Here is a 25,319-nt window from a genome sequence, read left to right on the forward strand (position 1 = left end):
ATCTTATGAAGAAATGGCTAGTAGGCATGCTGATACTAGTGATAGTCGCTGCAGGATGCAGCAGTGGCAGTTCAGGAGGAAGCGGAGCTGACATCGCACAGGAAATCACAGTGAATGCAATGAGTGAGCCGCCAGATTTGGATCCAGCACTTGCAACAGATACGACATCAGGCTGGGTATTGGATCACGTATTTGAAGGTCTTTATACGAAAGATGAAAACGGAAAACCAGTTCTAGGGGCAGCTGAAAATGTAGACGTCTCCGAAGACGGAAAAACGTACACATTCACTATCCGTGACGATGCAAAATGGTCAGATGGCAGCAATGTAACAGCACAAGACTTCGAGTACGGCTGGAAACGAGTGCTTAATCCGGACACAGGCAGCTCCTTTGCTTTCTATATGTACTATATCAAAGGTGCAGAAGCGTACAACAAAGGTGATGGCGCGGTAGAAGACGTTGGCATCACAGCACAAGACGATAAGACACTTGTAGTAGAGCTAGGCGCACCACTTGGTTACTTCGACGAACTATTAACAATGTGGACATTCTATCCAGTTAAACAGGAGCTTGTAGAAGAAAATAACGCATGGTCTGCAGAAGCAGATACGTATGTAAGTAACGGACCATTCAAGCTGACAAAATGGGCGCATGACAGTGAAGTTGTCATCGAGAAGAATGAAAACTATTGGGATAACAGTGTTGTAAAACTAGACAAAGTAACATACAAAATCGTCAACGATGCAACAACTTATTATCAGATGTTCAAAACAAATGAACTGGATTTGATTCAAACATTACCATCTGATGTGATTGAGCAAGAGAAGGAATCAGAAGAATATAGCGAAGTACCATACTTCGGTACGTATATGTACATGTTTAACGTAGAAAAAGAACCATTTACGAATGAGAAAATCAGAAGAGCATTCACGCTTGCAGTGGATCGCGAAACACTGACACAAAACGTTACCAAATCAGGTGAAACACCAGCATATGCATTCGTACCACCAGGTGTTGAAACACCAGATGGTGATTTCCGCGAAGCAGGCGGCGAATACTTTGAAGAAGACGCAGCAGAGGCGAAACGACTTCTAGAAGAAGGTATGGAAGAAGAAGGCTGGACAGAGCTGCCGGAAGTATCCATTTCTTATAATACAGCTGAAAACAACAAGAAAATCGCTGAAGCTGTGCAGGCTATGTACAAAGACAATCTTGGCGTTGATGTGAAGCTTGAGAACCAAGAGTGGAAAACATACCTGGATACAACACAGCAAGGAAACTTCCAAATGGCTCGTATGGGCTGGATTGGCGTACTGGTAGATCCAGTTGTTATCCTGGATTACTACCTAGGTGACAGCCCAAACAACCGCACAAACTGGGTGAATGAAGAGTACGACCAGCTTATGGCCGATGCCAAAGTAGAACAAGACCCAGACAAACGTTACGAATTATTGCACCAAGCAGAAGCTGTATTAATGGAAGATCTGCCATTCAACCCAATCTACCATTATACAAATAACTACCTGACTTCACAGAACTTCGAAAACATTGTCTATCCGGTAAACCGCTATCCTTACCTAAAATGGGCAGAAAAAGTATCGGAGTAACATACTGAATAGATGGAAAGCGGGATCTCTGGCAGATCTCGCTTTCCGATACATAAGAAAGGAGCTTGTAATATGAAGTGGAAAGTCTCTTTATTCTTCTTAACAATCCTCGGCTGGTACATCGCAACATTCGCTGCTCCATTTTCGCTAGCAGATGTATCTAATATCGCATTCTTAATCGGTCTCATCCTAATCATAATTGCAGCAATAGCACTCATACTACATACAGGATTCCTAACTCCATTAATCCAAGGCTTCAAAATAATTGGAGAACGTATGGTCCGGAAATCGCGCTCTGCAGAACGTGCAGACAGCCAAATAAAAGATGATCCTAATATGAAGGCTTTTAAAGCTAATTTAGCTGATCGTATTACGCAAAGCACCTTTATCGTTGGGGCTAGCTCTATAGTTACCTCTGTGATTATTATATTGATGCTTTAAGAAGAGAAGAGTTATAGAAGAGAGAGAAACAAAGCTTATAAGAACCGCTTCTTCTGTGCAAGCAGGAGGGGCTGTTTTTGATGGAACTTAAGCGTAGGGTATACGTAACTAAGAAGATGCTGATTAAAACTTCCAGTGATTTTAAGCCTGATATACAGGAGGTGTTTACGGATGAGAACGCTAACGATTCTGATTGTTATCATTGCCGTCATGCACATTAGCAATCTTATTAATGTAACGCTCTTGGATGGAGAATGGAGCGGCATTGTGACCTGGCTTTCCACTATCTTATTTGTCATAGGCATGGTCGTATATGGCAGAGAAGTGAATGAATATCGGAAGAAATAATACTGAAATGGGAAGACCATCCCTCAATATACACGAAATCTACTCCATCATTCTTCATAAAACACTGTGTAAACTCCGCCAATCAGCTATATAATGACAGATAGAGACAAATTGGACGGAAAGAAGGCAAACACATGAAAATCACCATCATCAGCGTCGGCAAACTAAAGGAAAAATACCTCAAGCAAGGCATAGAGGAATACACGAAACGCCTCGGCGCCTATGCCAAAGTCGACCTAACCGAAGTAACCGACGAAAAAGCCCCTGAAAACCTGAGCGAAGCAGACATGCAAATCGTCAAACAAAAAGAAGGCGACCGCATCCTGTCGAAAATCGCCCCCGACGACTACGTCATTTCCCTGGAAATAAAAGGCCAAATGATCACATCCGAACAACTCGCGTCGAAAATTGACAGCTTAGCTACTTATGGGAAGAGTAAGATTGTGTTTGTGATTGGTGGATCATTGGGATTGAGTGAGGAAGTTATGCAACGGAGTGATTATGCGTTGTCGTTTTCAAAGATGACATTTCCGCACCAGTTGATGAAGCTGGTGTTAGTGGAGCAGGTTTATCGGGCTTTTCGGATTATTAAGGGGGAACCGTACCATAAATAGAGGCAAAAAAAGTTGTAGGTAAGGCGGTATTTTGTTGTCGGAAACGGGTATTGGCTGTAAAATATCATCTGCTTAATCCGTTTCATGATACAGTTTGTGAATGAGCGTAAAGGTTTTAGATATATTGATCTCCGTAAAATCAAATTCGAGTTCTATTTTATTAACTGTTCGTGATCGTGCCGTGTTTTTCTTGACTGTGATACTTTTAATAATTAGTTGAAGCAAAAGCTTTTAACAGGATAGGGGAAGAGAAGGGACATTTTGGGCCGTCAGTGCAGATTTTGGTTATATAGTTTTCGGAGGAACTGACTGGTGAGGAAGAAAAGAAGGATTAACAGTAAAACTGTCGTGCCTAAGAGGGTAGGGCAGTTTTTGATTTTTAATAGGGTATATCGAACCATGGTATGTTTTAAAGGGAATATACTTAAAAAAATGATATATGGAGAAAACAGCTATTATAAACCTGTGAATTGTTGACTTGCCCGAGCCAGCTTACAATGAATACGTTGATGCATTTTTGAGAATTGTACTTGCTGCCAATTCAAATCTGGTGAGGATGGGAATTTGGTATATCTGCTTTCAAAATTTTTATATACCCGTTATGTTTCTTGAAATTTGGTAGGTAGATAGTGCTTATCTCTTGCAAAAAGTTATGTGACTACTGTTCAACGCTAGCAAGTTTTTTTTTACATTAAGTAATTTAGCTAGGTGACAGTTTTTAATCTACTGCAGCTGTCTTCATTGTGCACTTATGAAGAAAGTTGATATCACAATAGAGATCAAGATAATGGCTAAGAGTGGTGTAAGCGGGGCTGATATTGACAATAATAAATGTGTTGAAAAAGTTAGTAAAGTGCCCCTTTCCATTGTGATCTATGTCGAATAAGATTAAAATATAAATAAAGTAAGAAATATATGAGAGGTGAAACCCGTGAAACTTAAAATGTTTTACCGGACTCAGAGAGATTTAGCTTCTGACTTAAATATGCTTGTCGATACTTATTGGCAGGGGGGGATTGAAGAGAATCTACTTGTAGATGAAATAAAAAGCTTATACGAAAATAATGAAGAAAAAATATTAAAGGACAGTCAATTTACAAAAGTAGTTCAGCAGCAATGTGGTAAAAGACGATTAGCTGTTGTGGAAAAAATATTGGAAATATAGCGGGTGTATAGTAACACCTGAAAGGTTTGATAGCATGGCAATAGAATTACAATATTCTTCTAGTTTAAATGGAGCTTCATTTTTACTTTTCGAATTAAAACAGGTCCTAAGATTGAAGCAACTTGGTTTAACAAATCAAGAAATTAGGCAAAAAGTTAAAGAGCAAAATCAGTTCCAATTTAATAATCAGGGGAGGATTAACAGAGCGCTCCCTTCAGTTATGAGAAGAGCAGAAACTATTGATGATACTCTTGTTAGTTTGATGTTAGAAGGTTCTATAGACATAGCCAAAATAATTAACCTTTATGCCATTATGAAGACTGATTTACTGTTTTTCGAATTCATGGATGAAGTAACAGGAGAAAAATTGCGTAATAATGATTATTTAATTGAGAAGAAAGACATAAATTTATTTTTCACTTATAAAGCGGAGCAAAGTGAAAAAGTAGCTAGCTGGAGCTCCAGTAACATTGAAAAATTGAAAAGAGCTTTCATGAATGTTTTGTTTGAAAGCACCATCTTGAGAACTAGGAAAGGTAAAGAGCTAAACAGGTTAATTATTGATGAAAGGATAAAGAATCATCTCACTAATATTGGTGATGCTCGTTTTATACGTGCAATGGGTGAGTAGGGGTGACGCAGTGAGCAATTTAAAGTCTAGAGCGGATAAAATAATTGATAAAATTAAAGAAGACAAATTTATCGAAGGTCGTGGGCTTGGGAATGAAATTAGCTTTTATGTTTTTGACTACGAACCTAACGAAGAATTGTATATAAGGGATTACATTATACATATCAAAAAACAATTCGCTTATGAAGGAACAAATCGGAGAATCATTGAGTTTGATTTATATAAGTTGCTAATAGAACTTTCTAAAGAGAAGCGGATTTTTGAACGTATATTTGAAATGGAAGAACGCCAAGGGAAAGATGCGTTATTTAAGGCTCTCTCCAATTTTGTTAAGCCAGAAGTCTTTATAAGAAGAATAAAGGAAAAAATTGAAGACCATAATGTAGTTTTCCTTACAGGTATAGGGAAAGTATATCCCTTTGTTCGTTCACATAATGTCCTAAATAACTTGCAAGAGATATTGGAAAATATACCTGTTATCATGTTCTTTCCAGGGAGATATGATGGGCAGACTTTACAACTCTTTGGAAAGTTTAAAGATGACAATTATTACAGGGCTTTTAGATTAGTCGATTAATGTATACGGGGGATAAATATGATAATTAAAGATATGTTTCAAAAAGATATAGAACGCGATATCCGTGGGGTAATAAAAGTAGCACAACAGGACGAAAATAATATTTATCAAGAATTGGATGAGTATGTTGTGACTCGTGAATTGCAAAAACACCTTTCAAAGTTCTATGAGAATTATCAAAAAGGGATTAATGGTGTAACAGATAAGATGGGTGTTTGGATTTCAGGATTCTTTGGTTCTGGTAAGTCACACTTTTTGAAGATACTAGCCTATTTGCTTGAAAATAAAGAGATCAATGGAAAACAAGCAATTGACTTCTTTCAAGATAAAGTGCAGGATCCACTTGTTTACGCGAATATGCAACGTACTGCTGGTGTAGAAACAGAAACTATTGTGTTCAATATTGATTCCAAGGGTTCACTTGACAATAAATCCAAGGAAGATGCTATTTTGAGAGTCTTTATGAAGGTATTTTACGAGCATCGTGGCTACTACGGAGACATACCTGGTGTAGCTGAAATGGAAAAGTACCTGGATAAACAGGGAGTCTATGAGGCGTTTAAAGCGGAATTTAAGTCATTAGCTGGTGAAGCGTGGGAAGAACGCCGTAATAGTTTTTACTTTGATGCGGATTTTGTCATTGGAGCCTTAACGAAAGTAACCGATATGACGGAAGAATCTGCTCGAAATTGGTTTGAGAACGGTGTAAATAATTTCGAAATCAGTATTGAAAAGTTTGCGAAAGACGTAAATGAGTACATCAATAGTAAGGGTAAAAACTTCCACCTTATTTTCCTGGTGGATGAGATAGGCCAATACATCGGTGATAACCGTAGTTTAATGTTGAATTTGCAGACAGTAGCTGAAGATCTAGGAACCCATTGTAAGGGTAAGGTTTGGATCATGGTTACTTCCCAAGAGAGTATTGATAGCATAATCAAAGTAAAAGGTGATGACTTCTCCCGTATCCAAGGTCGATTTGATACAAGACTTTCACTTTCGTCTATCTCGGTAGATGAAGTTATTAAGAAACGTATTCTATTGAAAAAGGATTTTGCTAATGACAAATTGAAGGTTCTATATCCTGAAAAAAGTGCTATTTTAAAGAACCTAATTAGTTTCCGGGAAAGCACAGCAGATTTACGAGGATTTGACAATGATCAGGAATTTGCAGATGTATATCCTTTTATGCCTTATCAATTTAAATTGTTACAAAACGTTTTTGAGCAAGTAAGAAAACATGGCTCTTCTGGTAAGCATTTATCTGAAGGGGAACGCTCCATGTTATCAGCATTTAAAGAAGCTGGTCTTCAATATAAGAATGCTGAAGAAGGTACACTTATACCTTTTTATGCCTTCTATGACACGATAAAGGAATTTTTGAATCCATCCATTTCAAGAGTTATCGAAGGTGCCTATGAGAATCCAGCCCTAAAAGATGATGATTTTAACATTGATCTGTTAAAGGTTCTATTCATGATTAAATATGTAAAAGAACTACCAGCAAATCTTGATAATATCGCTACGCTAATGGTTACGCAAATTGATGAAGATAAGTTACAGCTTAAAGAAAAGATTAAAGTCTCTCTACGTAAGCTAATTTCTCAAACGTTGGTACAGAAAAATGGCGATAAGTTTATCTTTCTAACAGATGACGAACAAGACATCAATAGGGAAATCAAATCCCTAAATATTGATGAAGATATCGTTAAGCGGGAGTTAGCAAACTATATTTTCCAAGACCTATATGATGAAAAGCGTTTCCGTTACAACAGTGAATACTCATTTACCTACAATCAGAAAATGGATGAAAAAAACTATGGAAATCAGACATCCATTATAGGTATGCAAATTCTTTCTCCATTATCAGACCATTACAAGAAGTCCGAGCAAGAATTAATGATGATGACTTTGGGTAACGGGGAAATGATCATTAAAATTGGTGGTAATGAGGCATATATCGAGGAAATTGGAGAAGCGCTGCGTATTGAAGAATTCCGTAAGAAAACGAATATTACGCAACTTCCTGAAAACATCCAAAATATCTTGAATAATAAACAAGCGGAAGTTCGTGAACGTCGAAGAAGAGTTCGTGAACTTTTGGAGGAAGCGATTAAAGACAGTGCTTTCTTTATCAATGGCGACAAAGTAGAAATAAAAGGCTCAACTGTACGTGAGAAAGTGAATGCTGCCTTCACGATGCTAGTCGATAATGTTTACACAAAACTAAGTTATGTAAAGGAACATTTAGACAATGAACGAGGATTAATATCAATTCTTGCTACGAACGATGAACAATTGTCATTTGAAGAAACTTTGAAAGTAAATCCTAATGACTTGGCTAAGCGGGAAGTGTCTGATTTTATCAGCTTACAAGACGACCTGAAAAAGCAAGTGCGTATTAAGATTCTATTCGATCGTTTCGGAGACAAACCGTATGGCTGGAAAATGCTTGATATAGCAGGGATGATTGCACATTTATTAAAAGAACAACGTATCCGGATTCGTTATAATGCAGAATACTTGGAGCCTGAAGACAATGTTAATACGCTTGTAACGATTTTTACCAAGACACAGGAGGCCGACAAAGCCATTGTGTTGAAGAGGGTAAAGGTTGATGAAAAACTAATTAAAACAGCTAAAAGTATTTGTAAAGATGTTTTCAATAAAACAGATTTGGCTGATGATGAAGATGGACTATTGAAGGAAATTCGTCTACTTGTTGAAAAACAAATAGACGAAATTAAGGGATATAAAGCCCGTTATGAAGGCAGAAAGTATCCTGGTATGAGTTTGCTCGATAAAGGATTAGAATACTTTGAGCAGTTCCATAATGGCTTAGATAATGTATCTTATTTCAATAAGTTAAAGGAATTAGAAGACGACTTACTTGATTGGGAAGAGGATATTGTCTATGTCAAAAGTTTCTTCGGTACTGATCAGAAGAAAATCTTTGATGATGGATTGGCAGCCATACGAAAATATGATGAAAGTAAATCCTATTTGCTGGGTGCAGAGGTAGAAGGAGTTATTAATAAGCTCCAGTCCATTCTTCAGGATTCTATACCTTATAAAAAGATAAAGGACATTCCAGAACTTATTCATGCGATGGATGAACAAATTAATAATGTCCTTAATGAGAAGAGAGAAAATGCTCATAAAAAACTAAAAGATGATAGTGATTACTTATCATTATTGACATCACAATATGGTGTATCCAATGAAACGAAAGAAAGAGTAAATCGTTACTATCAAGAACTTAATGCTAATGTAGGTACATTTACAGATATTTATAAAGTCGACGCAACAGTTTCTCAAAGCACCAGCTTCAAGGAAAAAATGGAGGGGCATATCGAGCGGGAAATTGCCGAATGGAAACGTAAAAAGGAAGAAGAACAAAGAAAACGTCCTGATGGTGAAGTGGTTGATCCTCCTATATCACCTGTAGAACCGACCATTCAAAAGCAACCAGTAAAGGTAACAAAGCTGATTAATGTTAAAACATTAACTACAGAAGATGATGTCGATAAGTACATCAATGCTTTATCCAGTAAGTTAAAACAGATAATAAAAGAAAACAAACAAATTGAGTTTGTTGAGTAATCGGGGTGAAATGGATGAATAAATCAGCACTAAAGACTTTTGCTACAAATGCACGCAGAGAGCTGTTGAAGAAAGTCGAAGCAAGGGCAATGAAGATAGGAATTACAGAAGACAACATAAAAAAAGCGGACATTGAAAGCTCAGATGCCATCTTTATAGATGGCAGACAGCTTTCAAAGGATGAAAAGACTCAAAGAGATAGGTTAATTGATCGAATTAACCAAACCGGATTTAAGCGTGTAATGGAGGAAGTTGCCTATACTTGGTTTAACCGTTTTACTGCCTTACGCTTTATGGAGGTAAATGACTACTTACCAACCAAAATAAGGGTGCTTTCTTCTACTAATGCAGAAAGTACAGAGCCGGACATGATGAAAGAAGCACTTTCGTTAGAATTAGATTTGGAAAAGGAATATATCTATGAGTTAAAAATGAATAATAACTCGGAGGAACTATTCAAATATCTTATTATCAAGCATTGTAATGATCTGAATCGTTACATGCCATTTATGTTTGAAACAATTGATGATTATACAGTAATCTTGTTTCCAGAAGGTCTTCTCGCAACAGATTCCTTTGTACGCTTCATGACTAATATTGAGCTTATTCCAGAAGATAATTGGGAGGAAATAGAGGTCATTGGTTGGCTTTATCAATATTACATTGCTGAGGAAAAGGACAGAGTTTTTAGTGAGAAAAAGAAGTATAAGGCTGAAGAAATACCATTTGCTACTCAGTTATTCACCCCCGACTGGATAGTTCGCTATATGGTGCAAAATTCACTTGGACGCTATTGGGTAGAAGCACATCCTGAACATCGGGAATTACTTAATGATTGGGAATTTTATTTGGAATATGAACAAGAAGATTTTCAGGATAAAATCGCTCCGTATGTGAATAAAGAACTCAATGTGGAAGAAATTAAATGCTTTGACCCAGCAATGGGGAGTGGACACATTCTTGTTTACGCATTTGATGTCTTTTATGAGATTTACAGTAAGTGCGGATATATGGAAAGAGAAATTCCGAGACTTATTATTGAAAACAACTTGTATGGGCTAGACATAGATGATCGTGCATATCAATTAGCTTGTTTCTCCGTGGTTATGAAAGCATTGAAGTACAATCGGAGATTTTTGAGAAGCATAGAACGAGATGAGCTGAAACTTAACTTGGCATCGGTACAAGAAACTAATTCAATTAATGAGGAGGATATTGCTTATTTTGCAGGTGAACAAAGTGGTGAAAACTATCAGAAATCAAAAGCATTTATTGATCAATTTCGAGATGGTAAAACATTGGGATCCATAATTAAAGTAACAGAAAAGGATATAGCATTAATACAGGAAAGACTTGAAAAAATAAATGCTTCTCCTGCAATAGATCTCTTTGAAATAGAAAAAAGAGAAAAAATATTATCCTTATTTCCGAAGTTAATTAAACAAAATCAAATTATGGGGCAGAGATATGAGGTTTTAGTAACTAACCCACCTTATATGGGCTCAAGATACATGAACCCCATATTATCTAAATATTTGAATACGCATTATCCAAATTCAAAAAGTGATTTATTCGCTACCTTTATGGAGTTGGATCAATACCTAAAAGAGTTTAGCTTTTATGCGTCGATAAATCAACACGCTTGGATGTTTTTATCAAGTTTTGAAAAATTAAGAGAAAGTATTATCGCCAATAAATCTATTGAAAATATGTTGCATCTCGGTTCAAGAGCTTTTGAGGAGATTGGTGGAGAAGTAGTTCAATCCACCGCTTTTGTACTAAGAAATTTGAAGATTGAAAGTAAACAAGGAGTATATATAAGGTTATTAGACCAAAGAACAGCTACAGAAAAGAAGGATAAAGCGATTGAAGCTGTTCAAAATCCTAGTATTCCTTTTAGGTATCAATTTAAACAAGAATATTTCGGCAAAATTCCTGGATCTCCCATTGTATATTGGTCTACACAAAGAGTTAGAAACATTTTCAATAATGAAAGTAAGCTAAGCGATATTGCAGATCCTAAAACTGGTATACAAACTGGAAACAATAATGTGTTTCTTAGGAATTGGTTCGAAGTATCAATTCAAAAGGTTGGACTTGGAATGAGCAGTTTCTCTGACATTAACAAGTATGGGTATAGGTGGTTCCCCTATAATAAAGGAGGGGAATTTAGAAAGTGGTATGGCAATAATGACTTCCTAATAGATATGGAAAATGAAGGAGAGGGCATTAAAAGTTTCAGTAAAAAAAGTAATTATAGATTAAGAGAACCAAGACTATATTTTAAAGAAGCAATAACCTGGTCATTTATAAGTTCATCAAGGTTTGGTGTACGTTATTCTCCTACTGGGTTCTTATTTGATGTTGCAGGTTCTTCAGTATTTCCGAAGAAAGAAGATACATTTTATTTAACTGCATTTCTTTGTAGCAAATTAGCCTTTGAATTTTTGAAATTACAAAACCCTACTTTAAATTTTCAGGTCGAAAATATAGCAAAACTTCCAATTATTATAGATGTGGAGGAAAGTTTAAAAAAGCAAATCAATCAACTAAGTCAAGAATGTATACAAATATCAAAAAATGATTGGAATTCCTTCGAGACATCATGGGAATTTAAGAAGCATTATTTAATTTCGATGAATAAGTTTAGTGTTCAAGATAGTTTTAAAGACTGGAAATATATTCAAAATGAACGATTTTCCCAATTAAAGTCTAAAGAAGAAAAGCTAAACGAATTATTCATTGATATATACAGCTTGAATGATGAGATTTCTCCAATGGTAGAAGATGATGATATAACTATTAATAAGTCTGACTTAGAACGGGATATAAAAAGTCTCATTTCATATGCAATTGGGTGTTCATTCGGTCGCTATTCACTAGATGAAGATGGTCTTGTTTATGCTGGCGGCGAATTTGACCATTCAAGATATAAGACATTCAAAGCAGATAAGGATAATATTCTTTCTGTTCTTCCAGGTTCTTATTTTGAAGATGACATTGTTTCAAGATTTATTGATTTTATCCGAGTTACTTTTGGAGAGGAAACTCTTTCTGAAAATCTTGAATTTATAACGGATGCACTTGGTAGAAAAAAAGGTGAAACACCTAAAGAAACATTGCGTCGTTATTTCATAAATGATTTTTATAAAGACCATTTAAAGACATATAGCAAGCGACCAATTTATTGGTTATTTACTTCTGGTAAAGAAAAGGCATTTAACTGTCTTATTTATATGCACCGTTATGATAAAACAACTTTATCTCGGATTCGAACAGATTATTTACATGACTATCAGATACGTTTAGATGCAGAAAAGAAAGATTTGCTAAATATTATTGAGGTGAACTCAACAGCAAAAGAAATAAGTAATGCAACAAAAGAACTAAAATCTCTTGATAAGAAAATTGAAGAGTTGAAAGCATATGATGAGTTATTACACCATATGGCAGATATGCAAATTGAAATAGATTTAGATGATGGGGTTAAAGTGAATTATGAAAAATTTAAAGGACTTGTTGCCAAAATTTAATTAACCCCTATCGGAGATACATCAGTGTTTTGCTGATGTATCTTTGCACTATAATGTAAATAGAAAGTAGGTGAAGGAAATGAATATAACTCAAATTGAGGCTGCGTTATCAGATATATTCAATGAGCCATTAAAAAATGGGGAAGAACGGAAGATTGTGTTCTGGGTGGACAAGGATAATGAGTTCGCAGAGGACATTGAACGTCTTTCCGTTGATAAAGTAAAGGTTCATACGCTAACAGATCGTAATCAGTTTCAAACGAAATATTTACTTGAGGAAGAGGATCCTACGTCTCCCTACTTAATTTATACAAACATGGAATTAGGTGTGGAAGACAACTGGTTAGCGGATACGGTTTTTTATTCGAAAACGTTCTATGCAGATCGAATTTCACTAATTCTTAGTGATCTAAATATTGATCCATCACTTAAGGCGGTAATTAAAAAGTATGAACGCTTCTTTAATAACAAGGAGCGATTTAGAAAGTTCTCAGCATTGAATATTGAAACCTATTCAGAGGGAGTCATTGAACTTTCAATAATGAGTGTATTATGTAACGTTAAAACACCTGATTTTGAAGAGATTCTAAAGGTTGTGTTAATGGATACGCTTGAAGACCATGAGAATAAATACTTATCCCTTCTAGAGAAGTTTTTTGATATTGATGTGTTCTGGAATTATGTTTCTAATCACTATGGTTATGAACGGGAGAAGAAGAGTCTAAAAACATTATTCATCCATCTAGTAGTAACGGCATTCAGTCAATCGGTTGAAGAAGAAAATCTAAATGAGCTTAGTGATTTTATTTCCAATCGAAATAAGGCGAATGCAGTTGTGTTTATTGACCATTGGATGCACCATAAGGCTGACTATGTGGTATTTGATGAATATGCGGAAATGGCTGAGCAGGAAATCCAACTTTCGAATATAATCAATAATTTGCCAATTGAAGTTTTCAAACAAGCGGATACTTTCCCATATCTCGATCGAGCAATCATCGTTTACATAGCTAATGGATTGGTTACACAGCTTGAGGATTATGAAGAATACACGAAACTCATTAAATTGAGAAGAGCTAAGCATTACTATGATAATTTTGCTTCCATATATGAGGCACTTTACTATACTGTTAAAATTCATGAGTTTTATAAAGAACATCGTCAAGGTATCCCACAAGGCCGGGCTATTGATTTGTATCAAGCATATGTAAATGACTATCATTTAATGGATACTTATTACCGTAAGTTTTATGTGGCTTATGATGAAGAAAGTAATCATGATCTATTGAAAAAGTTAAAAATGCTGGTAGAAAATCTATACACAAACTGGTATGTGGGTGAGTTAAGTTCCCATTGGTCCCAAGCGGTTGAGTCCGAAATGACGCAGGACTGGTCATTACCCGGTATCAAAAATCAACAAGACTTTTATTCTTCATTTATTGACTCTAAAGTTAGGAATGGGGAAAGAGTATTTGTTATCGTCTCAGATGCGATGAGGTATGAAATAGGTGTTGAGTTGGCAGAACGTCTCAATACTGAAACGATGGGTGTTTGTGATGTGGAAACATTACTAGGTGTAGTACCTTCCATTACAAAATTGGGGATGCCATCACTCCTACCACATAAAGAAATTGATATAGATACAAATGGTAGGGTATTTGTAGATGGAAAAGATTCATCTGGCTTGGAAAATAGGAAAAAGATTATTGCCTCCAAAGTCTCTGATAGTATTGCAGTTCATTTTCAAGATGTACTAGCAATGAATAAAGCAGGAAGAAGAGAAACCTTTAAGGGTAAAAAACTCATATACATCTATCACGATACGATTGATGCAATGGGAGATAAGGCATCAACAGAAGTCTATACATTTAATGCAGTAGAAAATTCATTAAATCAATTGTATGACTTAGTTAAAATTATTCGGGATGATTTAAGCGGAACGAATGTGTATATTACGGCTGATCACGGTTTCTTATACCAAAGGGATGAATTAGAAGAAAGCGATAAGATTGGACAAGATTCAATAGATAGTATTGAAGTTAAACGTCGCTATATACTTTCACAAGAGCAGCGTGAAGTGCCAGGACAATTGGCTATTAATCTGTCATCTGTAATAAGAAATGAGCAGCAATTAACAGCTTATTTGCCAAAGGCAACGCTCAGATACAAAATGCAAGGTTCAGGTATTAATTTTGTTCATGGTGGTGCAAGTCTGCAAGAGATAGTCGTCCCACTATTATCGTTTAAAAACAAACGTACTGGGCAAAAAGGTGCTAAGGCCATTAAAAAAGTCGATATTAAACTTACGAATACTACTCGTAAGATAACCAATAGCATTTTTAATCTTGAATTTTTCCAAACTGAAAAGGTGGAAGACAAGACAACTCCAAGAACTGTTGTTATTTATATGGCTGATGAATTAGGAGCTGTAATATCTAACGAGGAAACAATTATAGGAGATCGCCCGTTTGATAATCCTGCTGATCGTACTTTCAAAATAAGGTTTGTATTGAAAAATATCACTTATGATCGAAATAAAACGTATTACCTGACTATTAGAGATACAGAGACAAGTGTTGTAGTGGAGAAAATACCATTTAACATCAACTTAGGTATTATCAGTGACTTTGATTTTTAAAAGGGAGGAGGACAGTGAATGTCGGAAAACATGAATGAAGGATTAATCGTTGATTTAGATAAAAAACTAAATGACGTTTTTGCTGGAAGGGTTGTACGTAAGGATTTAACGAATCTTATTAAAGAGGGAGCAAACGTTCCGGTCTACGTGCTGGAATATCTCCTTGGCATGTATGCAGCAACCGATGACGAAGAAAGCATTCGTGAAGGGTTAGAACGAGTGAAGAAAATTCTTTCAGAAAACTTTGTTCGTCCCGACGAGGCAGAAAAGATTAAATCAAGAATCCGTGAATATGGTCAATATTCGGTTATAGATAAGATAACAGTAGCGTTAAATCCGAAGATAGATACGTACGAAGCTGAGTTCTCCAACCTTGGATTAAAAGGTGTTCCCATTTCATCTATTTATGTGAAAGAGTTTGATAAGCTCCTTGTCGGTGGTATTTGGTGTATGGTAAAAATTGATTATTTTTATGACGAAGAGGTACGCAATTCAAATCCTTTTAATGTTAGTAGCTTACAACCAATTCAAATGCCAAACATGGATATTCAAGAGGTATTTGAGGGCAGAAAGAGCTTTACAAAAGACGAATGGATTGATGTGTTAATTCGCTCGACGGGAATGGAGCCAACTCAATTAGAAGAACGTGTGAAGTGGCATTTATTGCTGCGGCTAGTTCCCCTTGTAGAGAATAATTATAACATGTGTGAACTCGGACCTCGTGGTACAGGTAAATCACATGTATATAAGGAATTATCTCCGAATTCCATTCTTGTATCTGGTGGACAAACAACGGTAGCCAACCTTTTCTACAACATGTCTACTCGAAAAATAGGTCTTGTTGGAATGTGGGATTGTGTAACATTTGATGAGGTTGCAGGTATCCGTTTTAAAGATAAAGACGGCATTCAAATAATGAAGGATTACATGGCATCTGGATCCTTTGCAAGGGGGAAAGAAGAAAAGAATGCTTCTGCCTCCATGGTTTTTGTGGGGAATGTTAATCAGAGTGTAGACACGCTGATAAAAACATCCCATTTATTTGCCCCATTTCCTGAAGAGATGGCAAATGACACTGCATTCTTTGATCGGATGCACTATTACCTGCCTGGATGGGAAATTCCGAAGATGCGTCCTGATTTGATTACTGAAAAATATGGCTTTATAGTGGATTACATTGCAGAGTTTTTCAGAGAAATGCGGAAACGCACTTTCAGTGATGCGATTAATCACCACTTTAAACTAGGAAACAACTTAAACCAGCGTGATACGAATGCGGTCAGAAGAACGGTCTCTGGTATGTTAAAACTCTTATATCCTCATGGAGAATTCACGAAAGAGGACGTTATTGAGGTATTAGAGTATGCTCTCGAGGGTCGTCGTCGTGTTAAGGAGCAGTTAAAGAAAATTGGCGGTATGGAGTTTTATGATGTTATGTTCTCTTATGTTGATAAAGAAACACTTGAAGAGCATTACATTTCTGTTCCAGAGCAAGGTGGAGGAAAACTAATTCCAGAGGGAATGGGCAAACCGGGCCATGTTTACGTTGCTGGACAAAGCCATTCTGGAATGATTGGTATCTATAAGCTAGAAAATCAAGTTGTCAGTGGAACAGGTAAATTTGATAAATCAGGTGTTAGTTCCAACCGTGAAGCAAAAGAAAGCCTAGATACAGCATTTCGATTTTTTACAGCTAATAGTAAAGGCATTAGTAATACCATTAGCACCAAAACAAAAGACTATCTTATGCATATAAGTGATCTGCAGGGGATTGGTTTGACGGATGAACTTGCTATTGCTGAATTAATTGGCCTATGCTCAGGAGCTTTAGGAAAGCCGACACAAGAGAGTTTGGTTGTAATAGGTAATATGACAGTTGGTGGTACCATCTCTAAAGTAGAAGAGTTTGCAAACACTTTACAAGTATGCGTAGATGCAGGGGCTAAAAAGGTATTAATACCTGCAGCGTCAGTTATGGACTTGCAGACAGTTCCACCAGATCTATTGGTAAAAGTGCAGCCAGTGTTTTATTCTGATCCAATAGATGCTGTGTTTAAGGCTTTAGGAGTTAGTTGAAAGTTCGAAGGAGAGAGAAATGAAAAAAACATAAGCGTAGTTGGAGCAGTAATCAAACGAAAAAACAAAATACTATGCGCGCAAAGAGGAACAGAATAATCATTACCACTAAAATGGGAATTTCCTGGCGGCAAGATCGAAAAAAATGAGACGCCTCAAGAAGCACTGAAAAGAGAAATCACCGAAGAAATGCACTGCTCTATCTCAATAGGAGAACCAATAGAAGACACTTCATATGAATACGACTTTGGTATAGTTAACTTAAAAACATTTTATTGCGAATTACTTGAAGGTGAACCTACTCTAACAGAGCATGTAGCAATCAAGTGGCTAGCTCCAGAAGAGTTATCTTCATTAGATTGGGCACCTGCTGATATCCCCGCAATTGAAAAAATCCAGTTAGATCACAAATAAGCATAATTTACTAATTATCCATTTACACACACTAATAAAAAACATTACAATTAAACTAAAGAATTTTAACCCGCAGTTATTAGTTAATAATCATCAAGAGAATACAACCGTCCTACAATCCTTATTAGAGGAATTGGAAGTTTGTCAGGGCTTTATTTTCTCTGTTGCTTTACAGAAAGTGGATTAGCTACATTGAAGACACATCTCTATGATTTGGCGCGTAAAGGAATAAATGGGCGTATCTTAACGTCTACTTTCTTACAGTTTAATTCTCCGAAAGCTTTTAGAGAATTGTTGAAAATATCAAATGTTGAAGTGAGACTTACCGATTTACCTGGCTTCCATGCTAAAGGCTATATTTTTCAACATAATACGCATCACACTTTAGTCATTGGCAGTTCAAACTTGACTGCGCAAGCACTTCAAGTGAATTATGAGTGGAATGTGAAGCTGAATTCTCATGAAAATGGCGAAATTATTCGGCACTTTTCTAATCAATTTGATGATGTATGGAATCAGGCATCTCCTTTAACGGAAGAGTGGATAAACCAGTACTCTACAATATATGAGGAAAATAAAGAGAAGCGCGCTATTGAAAAGGTTATTGAGTTACCTGCTAATTATCAAATAAATTCTATTCAAGATGCTTTAAGTATTGAACAGAATAAAATGCAAGAAGCAGCATTAGCACAGATTAAGGCAGTGAGAGATGCTGGTCATCGAAAGGGCTTAGTAATATCTGCTACCGGGACAGGAAAAACTTTTCTGTCTGCTTTTGATGTACGTAATGTGCAGCCGGAACGCATGCTTTTTATTGTTCATAGGGAACAGATTCTTCATAAAGCCATGGCGGATTATAAGAAGATCTTAGGTGGCCACGATGAGCAATTCGGTATTCTATCGGGGGCGTCTAGAGAGATTGATAGAAAGTATGTATTTGCTACGATACAAACATTGTCTAAAGCTAACAATCTTGCATTATTTGATAAAGAGGCATTTGATTACGTACTTATCGATGAGGTCCACAAGGCAGGAGCCAAATCTTATCAAAGAGTAATTGATTATTTTGAGCCTGCATTTCTGTTAGGGATGACAGCTACTCCAGAGCGGATGGATGACTTTAATATTTATGAGCTATTCGACTATAATATTGCCTATGAGATTCGCTTACAAGAAGCTTTAGAGGAGGATATGCTGTCTCCATTCCATTACTACGGAGTTACTGATATTGAGTATAATGGCGAATTGATAAGTGAAACAGCCTTGCTATCCCATTTGGTGACGGAAGAGCGGATTAACCATATTATTGAGAAGGTCAATTATTATGGATATTCCGGAAAATCGGTAAAAGGTCTAATCTTCTGCAGTAGGAAAGAGGAGACACATCAGCTTGCAAGTGCATTAAATGAAAGAGGTTATCGAACCTGTGCATTAACCGGTGATGACTCTCAAGAAGAGCGTTTAAGAAGAGTTGAGCAACTTGAGAATGGAGAACTTGATTACATCTTGACGGTTGATATCTTTAATGAAGGTATAGATATACCGAGTATTAACCAAGTTGTGATGTTGCGTCAAACACAATCCAGTATCATCTTTATACAGCAGCTAGGACGAGGTCTGCGGAAGCACGATTCAAAGGAATATGTGACGATCATCGATTTTATCGGAAATTACAAAAATAACTACCTAATCCCGGTAGCGCTCTCTGGCGAGAGCTCTCAAAACAAGGATGCGATCCGTCGCCGGATGAAGAACACTGATTATATTAAGGGAATCTCGACTGTTAACTTTGAAGAGATTGCTAAGAAACAGATTTATAAATCTATTAGTGAAGACATTAAAAGATGCTTATACTGCTTTGAAAAATCGCTTGGGTAGGGTTCCTTACTTAAGAGATTTTATTTTGAACCACTCCATAGATCCCGAAGTACTCGTTAAAGCTAAGGATAATTATCATCAATTCTTGATTGCTGTAAAAGAAGAAGTACCTCAAATCACTGATTATGAAAATAAAGTTTTAACAATGGTCTCTCAGGAGTTACTAAATGGAAAAAGGCTCCATGAAGTAGTCTTATTAGAGATGTTAAGTGAGCGCTCAGCAGTTTCCTTTGAGGAGTATCGAAGTTCACTTGCTGAAAAAGGATTATCATGTGATGATGCTACCATTACCTCCGTGCTGCGTATACTGGATCTATCTTTCTTTAGTCAAACGAACCGTAAAAAATATGGTGAATGGCCACTTGTTGAAGTAGAGAGCCATATTCTGAAGATAAGGAAGGAAGTAAAAGAAAGTATTAACATGAATAATACTTTTGCTATACTTCTTAAGGATGTCCTATTAACTTCTATAGAGAAGAGTAAACAATATGACAACAATATACTCACACGCTACGAAAAATACACTCGTAAAGATGCATGTCGTCTGTTGAATTGGGATAGCGATGAAAGCTCCACAATCTATGGTTATAAAACAAAACATCAAACATGTCCGATCTTTGTAACGTATCACAAAGACGAAGACGTCGATTCCAGTGTTGCCTACGAAGATACTTTTTTAAATGAACAAACATTTAAATGGTACACCAGAAGCAAACGTACTATCGCTTCTAAAGAAGTAGCAGAAATCATAAACGCGGATGATAATAACATCGATATTCATTTGTTTGTGAAAAAAGATGATGATGAAGGATTAGGTTTTTATTATTTAGGTCAGGTTCATCCAGATAAACAAACTGTTCAGCAGGAAGAGATGAGAAGTGGAGAAGATAAAGTTATTCCTGTTGTAACAATGAATATGGTTTTGGAAGAGCCAGTGGATAAGAAGATTTATCGGTATATTGTAGAATAAGCCATATAATAAGCACCTCAGCCTAATAAGTGGGCTGGGGTGTTTTAGTGATAGTTTAGTGATGATATATTTATAGTGCTAGTCTGTTTAGAGCAAATGAAATCAGAAAAGTCTTATCCCTTGATGTAAAATTAGGGATCGAAAACTTTAAACAATTTATGTAGCAAAGATAAGAGATCATTCCAGGTTTAATATTTTGTCCTTTACTATGCTCACACTTGTCCAGAAGAATGAAATTGGTAAATCCATAATACCTATCTTGAATTAATGTATAACTAGCTTCTTTCTATAATCATTATGATAAAATAGTTTTAGTTATATATTATAAAATTTATAATATTATACTATATAGGTGAGGAATTGAGGTTATGGGGAATAACTTGACCGAGAGTGAAATAACGCAGGCATTGGATTGGGCTTATGAAAAAGCAGTAAATGGTTTACCTGGGACAGATATATCTGATCGCAGGCACTCCTAATCAAAACGAATATTTGAAGAATGGTTAGAAGTTTCTGTATGACCATACAGGAAAAGAGGAAACAGAAAACTTCACCAAAGAGTAGGGACTATAGTGAAGTTTTCTGTTTAACAGTCTCTTATGTACTTGCATCCATAAATATAATAAATTGATTTGTGATTAATCAATTTAAGTAATTAGCTTTTTTACGTTGTTTTAAGATTATTTAGTATTTTTTCTGCTTTATGCATCTTATCTAGAAGAGGATTTTGGTAGTCGCTATACGCATCTAGATAAGCGCGTACTCCACCTTCAATATTAAGTTCTTCAATATTTTTATCTTTCTCTAATATTTCTAACGCTTGTAAATACCTTTTATAAATTAACTTTAATATGCCGCTATTTAATTCTTTACTATACTCATTTTCAAGCGTGTTAATAACAAGTTTAATTTGTGCTGTTAATTGCTCTTCTGTGTCCATACATATCCTCCTTATTTGCTTGGAACTTTGCGTGTTTCCTTAATCCATTCTGAAGGCCATCCCTGAGGTAGTAAAATTTGGTCTCCGTCTCCTTCTAAGATTGCGCCTGATTTAGTATACTGTTTTTCAACTCTTCCTATATTAAGAATCTCTCCTTTGGGAACCTCAATTACAGCTTCAAATTGGCGTGAGTTCTTCCAATCTGGTACTAGAGCTGTGCTTATCTTTGCATTAATTCTATTTCCGGCAGGACTTGTGGTAACAAAAGCACCTGTTTCTTTCGCGCCTGCACCGTAAGTTCTATAAAAAGTTATATTTTCTTCAGTGATTACTGTTCGATAATTGCCGTCTGTGAATGATTCCGCAATCCAGTCTGGCAATTCAGCTTTTTCAATTACTGTGACTTTATCATCAATACTAGTAGAGTATTTGCCATGAGTATTTATTTTTTTATCTGATGTTGTTTTACTCCTTATCTCATCTCGAACATTACCTTTTTCTACGCTCTTTGGTTTAGATTCTAACGGTACATTAGTTCCTTTATGATTAGTTATAATCTTATCAAGAGACTTAATTCCATCAGAAACAAATCCGCTGCCCTTATCAATTATCTTTACGGGTTTTCCTACAGGAAGAAACATAGCTAACGCAAATGCTTTTTCTCCTTTGGTCGCCTCCGGATCTAAAATAGTAGCAAGGTCCTCCATAAAGAAATTCCAAATTCCAGCTACAGCACCATACACAAACTCTTCTGTATCTGAAAGGGGCTTCGAACGCGGATCTGGGATCTTATTAACAAATTCATAAGAAACACCAGTATCATGCATGTATTCACGAATGATCCGACCATCTTTTAATGTGTGATAAGTACCATTCCACTCGTAATATTCATCTATCACATTTTCTTCGTTTTTAATATAGGGGTATAGTTTGTTGAATTCTTCAGCCGTTATTTCCGCTTTATTACCAGTCGCAAGAGCATTTCTGCCTTTTGCAATCAGCTTGAACTCGTTATGATAAGAGAAAAACTCACTGTTAAATTGAGTTATATTAAACTCACCTACAGTAATATTATTCTTATCAATCGCACCCCTCAGCTTAGACACATAGGTCTTCATCTGCTGCAAATCGTCTCCAGACTGATCAAGCTTGCTGGTAGCATTTGAGTCCATTTCGTACATACCATCGACTGTTTTAGTGATTCTCTTTTTTGCATCGGTGATGGAATCAAGGAAAACATCATCTTTTACATGTGATACGGATGCAAGATCACAGACACTATCGAGCTGCTGATTGATCATGTCAGTTGTGGCAGATAGACTGTCCTGTGCTTTCTGCATTTTACTGGTCAGTTCGCCTTCCAAGAACTCCTGGCGGATAAAGCCGCGCTCATTCGGTTCGAAGGAGAGGACTTGATCACTTACGCTGCTTAGTGCTTGTTCATATTGTACCAAAAAGCTTTCCATGAATTCGAGGAAGGGCTTGTGTGCTTCTTCATAGAAGGAGCGAATGGAATCGGCAGTGTTGCCTGAAAATCCATCATGTAAGGTTGTGATACTGTTTAGGTCTTGCTTGACTTGTTCGACGTTTTCTTTCGTTTTACTGATAAAATCTTTTGTACTGTCAACTTGCTGCTGGATGTCGTGTACATCTAAATTTTTAATTGTTTTCACCACCTAATTTTTCCGCTAGCTAATATATCTAATGTAATTATAATAAAGGGAAATTTTGGTGAAAGAGGTAGGGGTTAAAACGCATCTATATTACCAGTATTCTTAAGTGTGGTCATAGAATAAGGGGACAGAAGTCTTAGGGAATAAGAATGAAGAGATCTTTTTAAAGAAAATAAGCCGAAATAATCTTAAGCGTAATACTATCATGTCCTTAAGGTCTTTCCGGCTTATTTTCACTTATTAACCTCTTTCATCAAAGAAGAATGATAATGCAACAAATTAATAATCCTCCGCGCCATCTCAGACGGCGTAGCATCATACCCAGCCCTAATCCATTCCAATATCCAACCATAAATACCATAAGCTCTATAATGAGTGAAATAGTCCGCATTAATCTCAGATGCCTGATCTCCTATAAAGGAGAATCTATTCTGGAAGATATCCTTCAGCACCTCTAACAAAGCTTCGCGGATTCCTGGTATCGGATCTTGAATAACAAGTAAGTCATAGTAATGGCTGTTATCCTTCATATAATGAAAAACATCTGTTTCATTTGGGTTCATCTTTGTTAAGTCGAGGATGGGATTATCACGAACTGGTTTGCAGAACTCATAACAGAAACGCGCCATTTCCAGTTCGATCATTTCTTTGGCTAATTGTTCTTTGCAGTCGTAATGTACATAAAAGGTGGTTCGTTTGTAATTGGCTTCGTCTACGATATCTTTTACTTTGACTTTGGAATAGCCTCTTTCTAAGACTAGTTTCTGAAACGTTGCAATTAACGTGGATTTCGTGCGCTCGATTCTTCGGTCTGTTTTTGGCATGGTTTTCCCTCGCTGGATACTTTCTCTATGATAGATGAATTTAAGACACTTTAAAATTTTTGTTGAAAAACTATACAGTACTATCCTCATGGTTGAAAACCCATACATTTTCAATTTTTCAGTGATTGAAAGGCGGCTTTCTGATTCTTTATACTTAGGTTAATTATATTATAAATCTCTTTAATATAATTGAAAAATGTATAACTGGGGGAAATTAGGATGGAAATCCAAGCAATGTTAACTACGGAAGAAAGCGATTTCAACAAGCAGACCCTTCAGTTGGATGAGCCAAAAGCTGATGAGGTGTTGGTACGAATTGTTGCTTCGGGTGTTTGTCATACAGATGCAACTGTTCTGGATGGCTCGCTGCCAGTACCATATCCGGCTGTACTAGGACATGAAGGTTCAGGGATTGTAGAAAGAGTAGGCAGCAATGTTACTACTGTTGAACCAGGGGATCATGTCGTACTAGGATTCAGTTACTGCGGTCATTGTGATAACTGCCTGGAAGGTAATGCAGGCGGCTGTGAAAACATGATGGAGCTTAACTTCGCAGGTAAAAACAAATATGGTGTATCACCAATTCATAAAGAGGAACAGGAAGTGTCACAGTTCTTCGGCCAATCTTCTTTCGCTACGTACAGCACGGTAGATGAGAAGAACGTTGTGAAAATCGATAAAGAGGCAGACCTTCGTCTATTGGGACCACTTGGCTGCGGTCTTATGACAGGCAGTGGTACTGTCTTGAACTCCCTTGCTCCAGAAGCTGGTACAAGCTTTGTTGTATTCGGTACAGGAGCTGTAGGTCTATCAGGTATGATGGCTGCGAAAATCGCTGGCTGCTACCCAATCATCGCTGTTGATATCCATGACAGCCGTTTGAAATTAGCAAAAGAGCTTGGCGCAACTCATACAATCAATAGCAAAAACGAAGATCCTGCAGAGAAAATCAAAGAAATCACAGGCAAAGGTGCACATTACTCCTTGGAAACAACAGGTGTTCCAGAAGTTACACTATCAGCTATCCGCTGCCTGCGTGTAAAAGGTGAATGTGCGACAGTTGCGGTTGGTAAACGTGACCTGACAATCAACGTAACGAATGAAATTATGACAAAAGCTGTAACACTGAAAGGTGTTGTAGAAGGCGATGCTGTACCGCAATTGATCATCCCGAAACTAGTGAAGTTCTACCAAAATGGTCAATTCCCATTCGATAAATTGGTTAAATTCTATGAAATGGATGATATTCGGCAAGCATTTGAGGATTCAGCGAATGGATCTACTATCAAACCAATTATAATCATCGACAAAGAATACCAAGCTTAATTAACTTAAACTATTCCATTAAGAATGCTCAGCGGCTCTGGCTGAGCAATTTTTATTTAGT

The 25,319-nt window shown here is 36.6% G+C and carries 15 protein-coding genes and 2 pseudogenes; 14 read left to right on the top strand and 3 right to left on the bottom strand.

The annotated features are described in order from the left end of the window. The first annotated feature begins 5 nt into the window (after positions 1-5). The 13 genes and pseudogenes from AB1K91_RS01540 to AB1K91_RS01600 all read left to right on the top strand — a co-directional run. Positions 6-1,607 carry a peptide ABC transporter substrate-binding protein gene (locus tag AB1K91_RS01540; RefSeq protein WP_413087570.1) on the top strand — a complete coding sequence of 534 codons (1,602 nt, stop codon included), beginning with the start codon at positions 6-8 and terminating at the stop codon, positions 1,605-1,607. Between the two features lie 72 nt (positions 1,608-1,679). Further along, positions 1,680-2,048 carry a DUF3899 domain-containing protein gene (locus tag AB1K91_RS01545; RefSeq protein ID WP_413087571.1) on the top strand — a complete coding sequence of 123 codons (369 nt, stop codon included), beginning with the start codon at positions 1,680-1,682 and terminating at the stop codon, positions 2,046-2,048. 171 nt (positions 2,049-2,219) lie between these two features. Next, positions 2,220-2,396 carry a hypothetical protein gene (locus AB1K91_RS01550; protein WP_413087572.1) on the top strand — a complete coding sequence of 59 codons (177 nt, stop codon included), beginning with the start codon at positions 2,220-2,222 and terminating at the stop codon, positions 2,394-2,396. A gap of 134 nt (positions 2,397-2,530) precedes the next feature. After that, positions 2,531-3,010, top strand: coding sequence for a 23S rRNA (pseudouridine(1915)-N(3))-methyltransferase RlmH (rlmH, locus tag AB1K91_RS01555; RefSeq protein WP_413087573.1), 480 nt, complete (start codon positions 2,531-2,533; stop codon positions 3,008-3,010). A 931-nt stretch (positions 3,011-3,941) separates the two neighbouring features. Beyond that, entirely contained in the window at positions 3,942-4,175 is a 234-nt protein-coding gene (locus AB1K91_RS01560) for a TIGR04540 family protein (RefSeq protein ID WP_413087574.1), read from the top strand. Positions 4,176-4,209: 34 nt separating this feature from the next. After that, positions 4,210-4,806, top strand: a complete 597-nt coding sequence (locus AB1K91_RS01565; protein ID WP_413087575.1) for a DUF1819 family protein — start codon at positions 4,210-4,212, stop codon at positions 4,804-4,806. 10 nt (positions 4,807-4,816) lie between these two features. Further along, positions 4,817-5,383, top strand: coding sequence for a DUF1788 domain-containing protein (locus AB1K91_RS01570; RefSeq protein WP_413087576.1), 567 nt, complete (start codon positions 4,817-4,819; stop codon positions 5,381-5,383). Between the two features lie 18 nt (positions 5,384-5,401). Further along, the gene (gene brxC, locus AB1K91_RS01575; protein WP_413087577.1) at positions 5,402-8,986 is read left to right on the top strand and encodes a BREX system P-loop protein BrxC; all 3,585 of its coding nucleotides are present in this window, start codon (positions 5,402-5,404) and stop codon (positions 8,984-8,986) included. Positions 8,987-9,000: 14 nt separating this feature from the next. Continuing rightward, on the top strand, positions 9,001-12,519 hold the full coding sequence (gene pglX, locus AB1K91_RS01580; protein WP_413087578.1) for a BREX-1 system adenine-specific DNA-methyltransferase PglX: 3,519 nt from the start codon (positions 9,001-9,003) through the stop codon (positions 12,517-12,519). Between the two features lie 79 nt (positions 12,520-12,598). Then, a complete protein-coding gene (gene pglZ / locus AB1K91_RS01585; RefSeq protein WP_413087579.1) occupies positions 12,599-15,157 on the top strand; it encodes a BREX-1 system phosphatase PglZ type A in 2,559 nt (852 codons plus the stop codon). 18 nt (positions 15,158-15,175) lie between these two features. Beyond that, positions 15,176-17,233, top strand: coding sequence for a protease Lon-related BREX system protein BrxL (gene brxL, locus AB1K91_RS01590; protein WP_413087580.1), 2,058 nt, complete (start codon positions 15,176-15,178; stop codon positions 17,231-17,233). Positions 17,234-17,263: 30 nt separating this feature from the next. Continuing rightward, a pseudogene (locus AB1K91_RS01595) lies at positions 17,264-17,647 on the top strand ((deoxy)nucleoside triphosphate pyrophosphohydrolase). Positions 17,648-17,711: 64 nt separating this feature from the next. Then, a pseudogene (locus AB1K91_RS01600) lies at positions 17,712-20,495 on the top strand (DEAD/DEAH box helicase); the annotation flags it as partial. Between the two features lie 664 nt (positions 20,496-21,159). Here the strand turns inward: AB1K91_RS01600 and AB1K91_RS01605 are convergent. The 3 genes from AB1K91_RS01605 to AB1K91_RS01615 form a co-directional block, all read right to left on the bottom strand. Beyond that, a complete protein-coding gene (locus tag AB1K91_RS01605) occupies positions 21,160-21,435 on the bottom strand; it encodes a hypothetical protein (protein ID WP_413087581.1) in 276 nt (91 codons plus the stop codon). A gap of 11 nt (positions 21,436-21,446) precedes the next feature. Beyond that, entirely contained in the window at positions 21,447-23,111 is a 1,665-nt protein-coding gene (locus AB1K91_RS01610) for a ribonuclease YeeF family protein (RefSeq protein ID WP_413087582.1), read from the bottom strand. A gap of 230 nt (positions 23,112-23,341) precedes the next feature. Continuing rightward, positions 23,342-23,932 carry a TetR/AcrR family transcriptional regulator gene (locus tag AB1K91_RS01615; RefSeq protein WP_413087583.1) on the bottom strand — a complete coding sequence of 197 codons (591 nt, stop codon included), beginning with the start codon at positions 23,930-23,932 and terminating at the stop codon, positions 23,342-23,344. A 219-nt stretch (positions 23,933-24,151) separates the two neighbouring features. On the opposite strand from AB1K91_RS01615, the gene AB1K91_RS01620 reads away from it, so the two are divergent. Then, positions 24,152-25,258, top strand: a complete 1,107-nt coding sequence (locus AB1K91_RS01620) for an NAD(P)-dependent alcohol dehydrogenase (RefSeq protein ID WP_413087584.1) — start codon at positions 24,152-24,154, stop codon at positions 25,256-25,258. The last annotated feature ends 61 nt before the right edge of the window (positions 25,259-25,319 follow it).

Origin of the sequence: Terribacillus jepli (assembly GCF_047228925.1) — a bacterium.
Lineage (GTDB): Bacteria > Bacillota > Bacilli > Bacillales > Amphibacillaceae > Terribacillus.

What these genes read in the sequence shown, in the direction of transcription:
- AB1K91_RS01540 (WP_413087570.1), top strand. Translation starts at nt 6, where the DNA reads ATGAAGAAATGGCTAGTAGGCATGCTGATACTAGTGATAGTCGCTGCA.
- AB1K91_RS01545 (WP_413087571.1), top strand. Translation starts at nt 1,680, where the DNA reads ATGAAGTGGAAAGTCTCTTTATTCTTCTTAACAATCCTCGGCTGGTAC.
- AB1K91_RS01550 (WP_413087572.1), top strand. Translation starts at nt 2,220, where the DNA reads ATGAGAACGCTAACGATTCTGATTGTTATCATTGCCGTCATGCACATT.
- rlmH (WP_413087573.1), top strand. Translation starts at nt 2,531, where the DNA reads ATGAAAATCACCATCATCAGCGTCGGCAAACTAAAGGAAAAATACCTC.
- AB1K91_RS01565 (WP_413087575.1), top strand. Translation starts at nt 4,210, where the DNA reads ATGGCAATAGAATTACAATATTCTTCTAGTTTAAATGGAGCTTCATTT.
- brxC (WP_413087577.1), top strand. Translation starts at nt 5,402, where the DNA reads ATGATAATTAAAGATATGTTTCAAAAAGATATAGAACGCGATATCCGT.
- pglX (WP_413087578.1), top strand. Translation starts at nt 9,001, where the DNA reads ATGAATAAATCAGCACTAAAGACTTTTGCTACAAATGCACGCAGAGAG.
- pglZ (WP_413087579.1), top strand. Translation starts at nt 12,599, where the DNA reads ATGAATATAACTCAAATTGAGGCTGCGTTATCAGATATATTCAATGAG.
- brxL (WP_413087580.1), top strand. Translation starts at nt 15,176, where the DNA reads ATGTCGGAAAACATGAATGAAGGATTAATCGTTGATTTAGATAAAAAA.
- AB1K91_RS01605 (WP_413087581.1), bottom strand. Translation starts at nt 21,435, where the DNA reads ATGGACACAGAAGAGCAATTAACAGCACAAATTAAACTTGTTATTAAC.
- AB1K91_RS01615 (WP_413087583.1), bottom strand. Translation starts at nt 23,932, where the DNA reads ATGCCAAAAACAGACCGAAGAATCGAGCGCACGAAATCCACGTTAATT.
- AB1K91_RS01620 (WP_413087584.1), top strand. Translation starts at nt 24,152, where the DNA reads ATGGAAATCCAAGCAATGTTAACTACGGAAGAAAGCGATTTCAACAAG.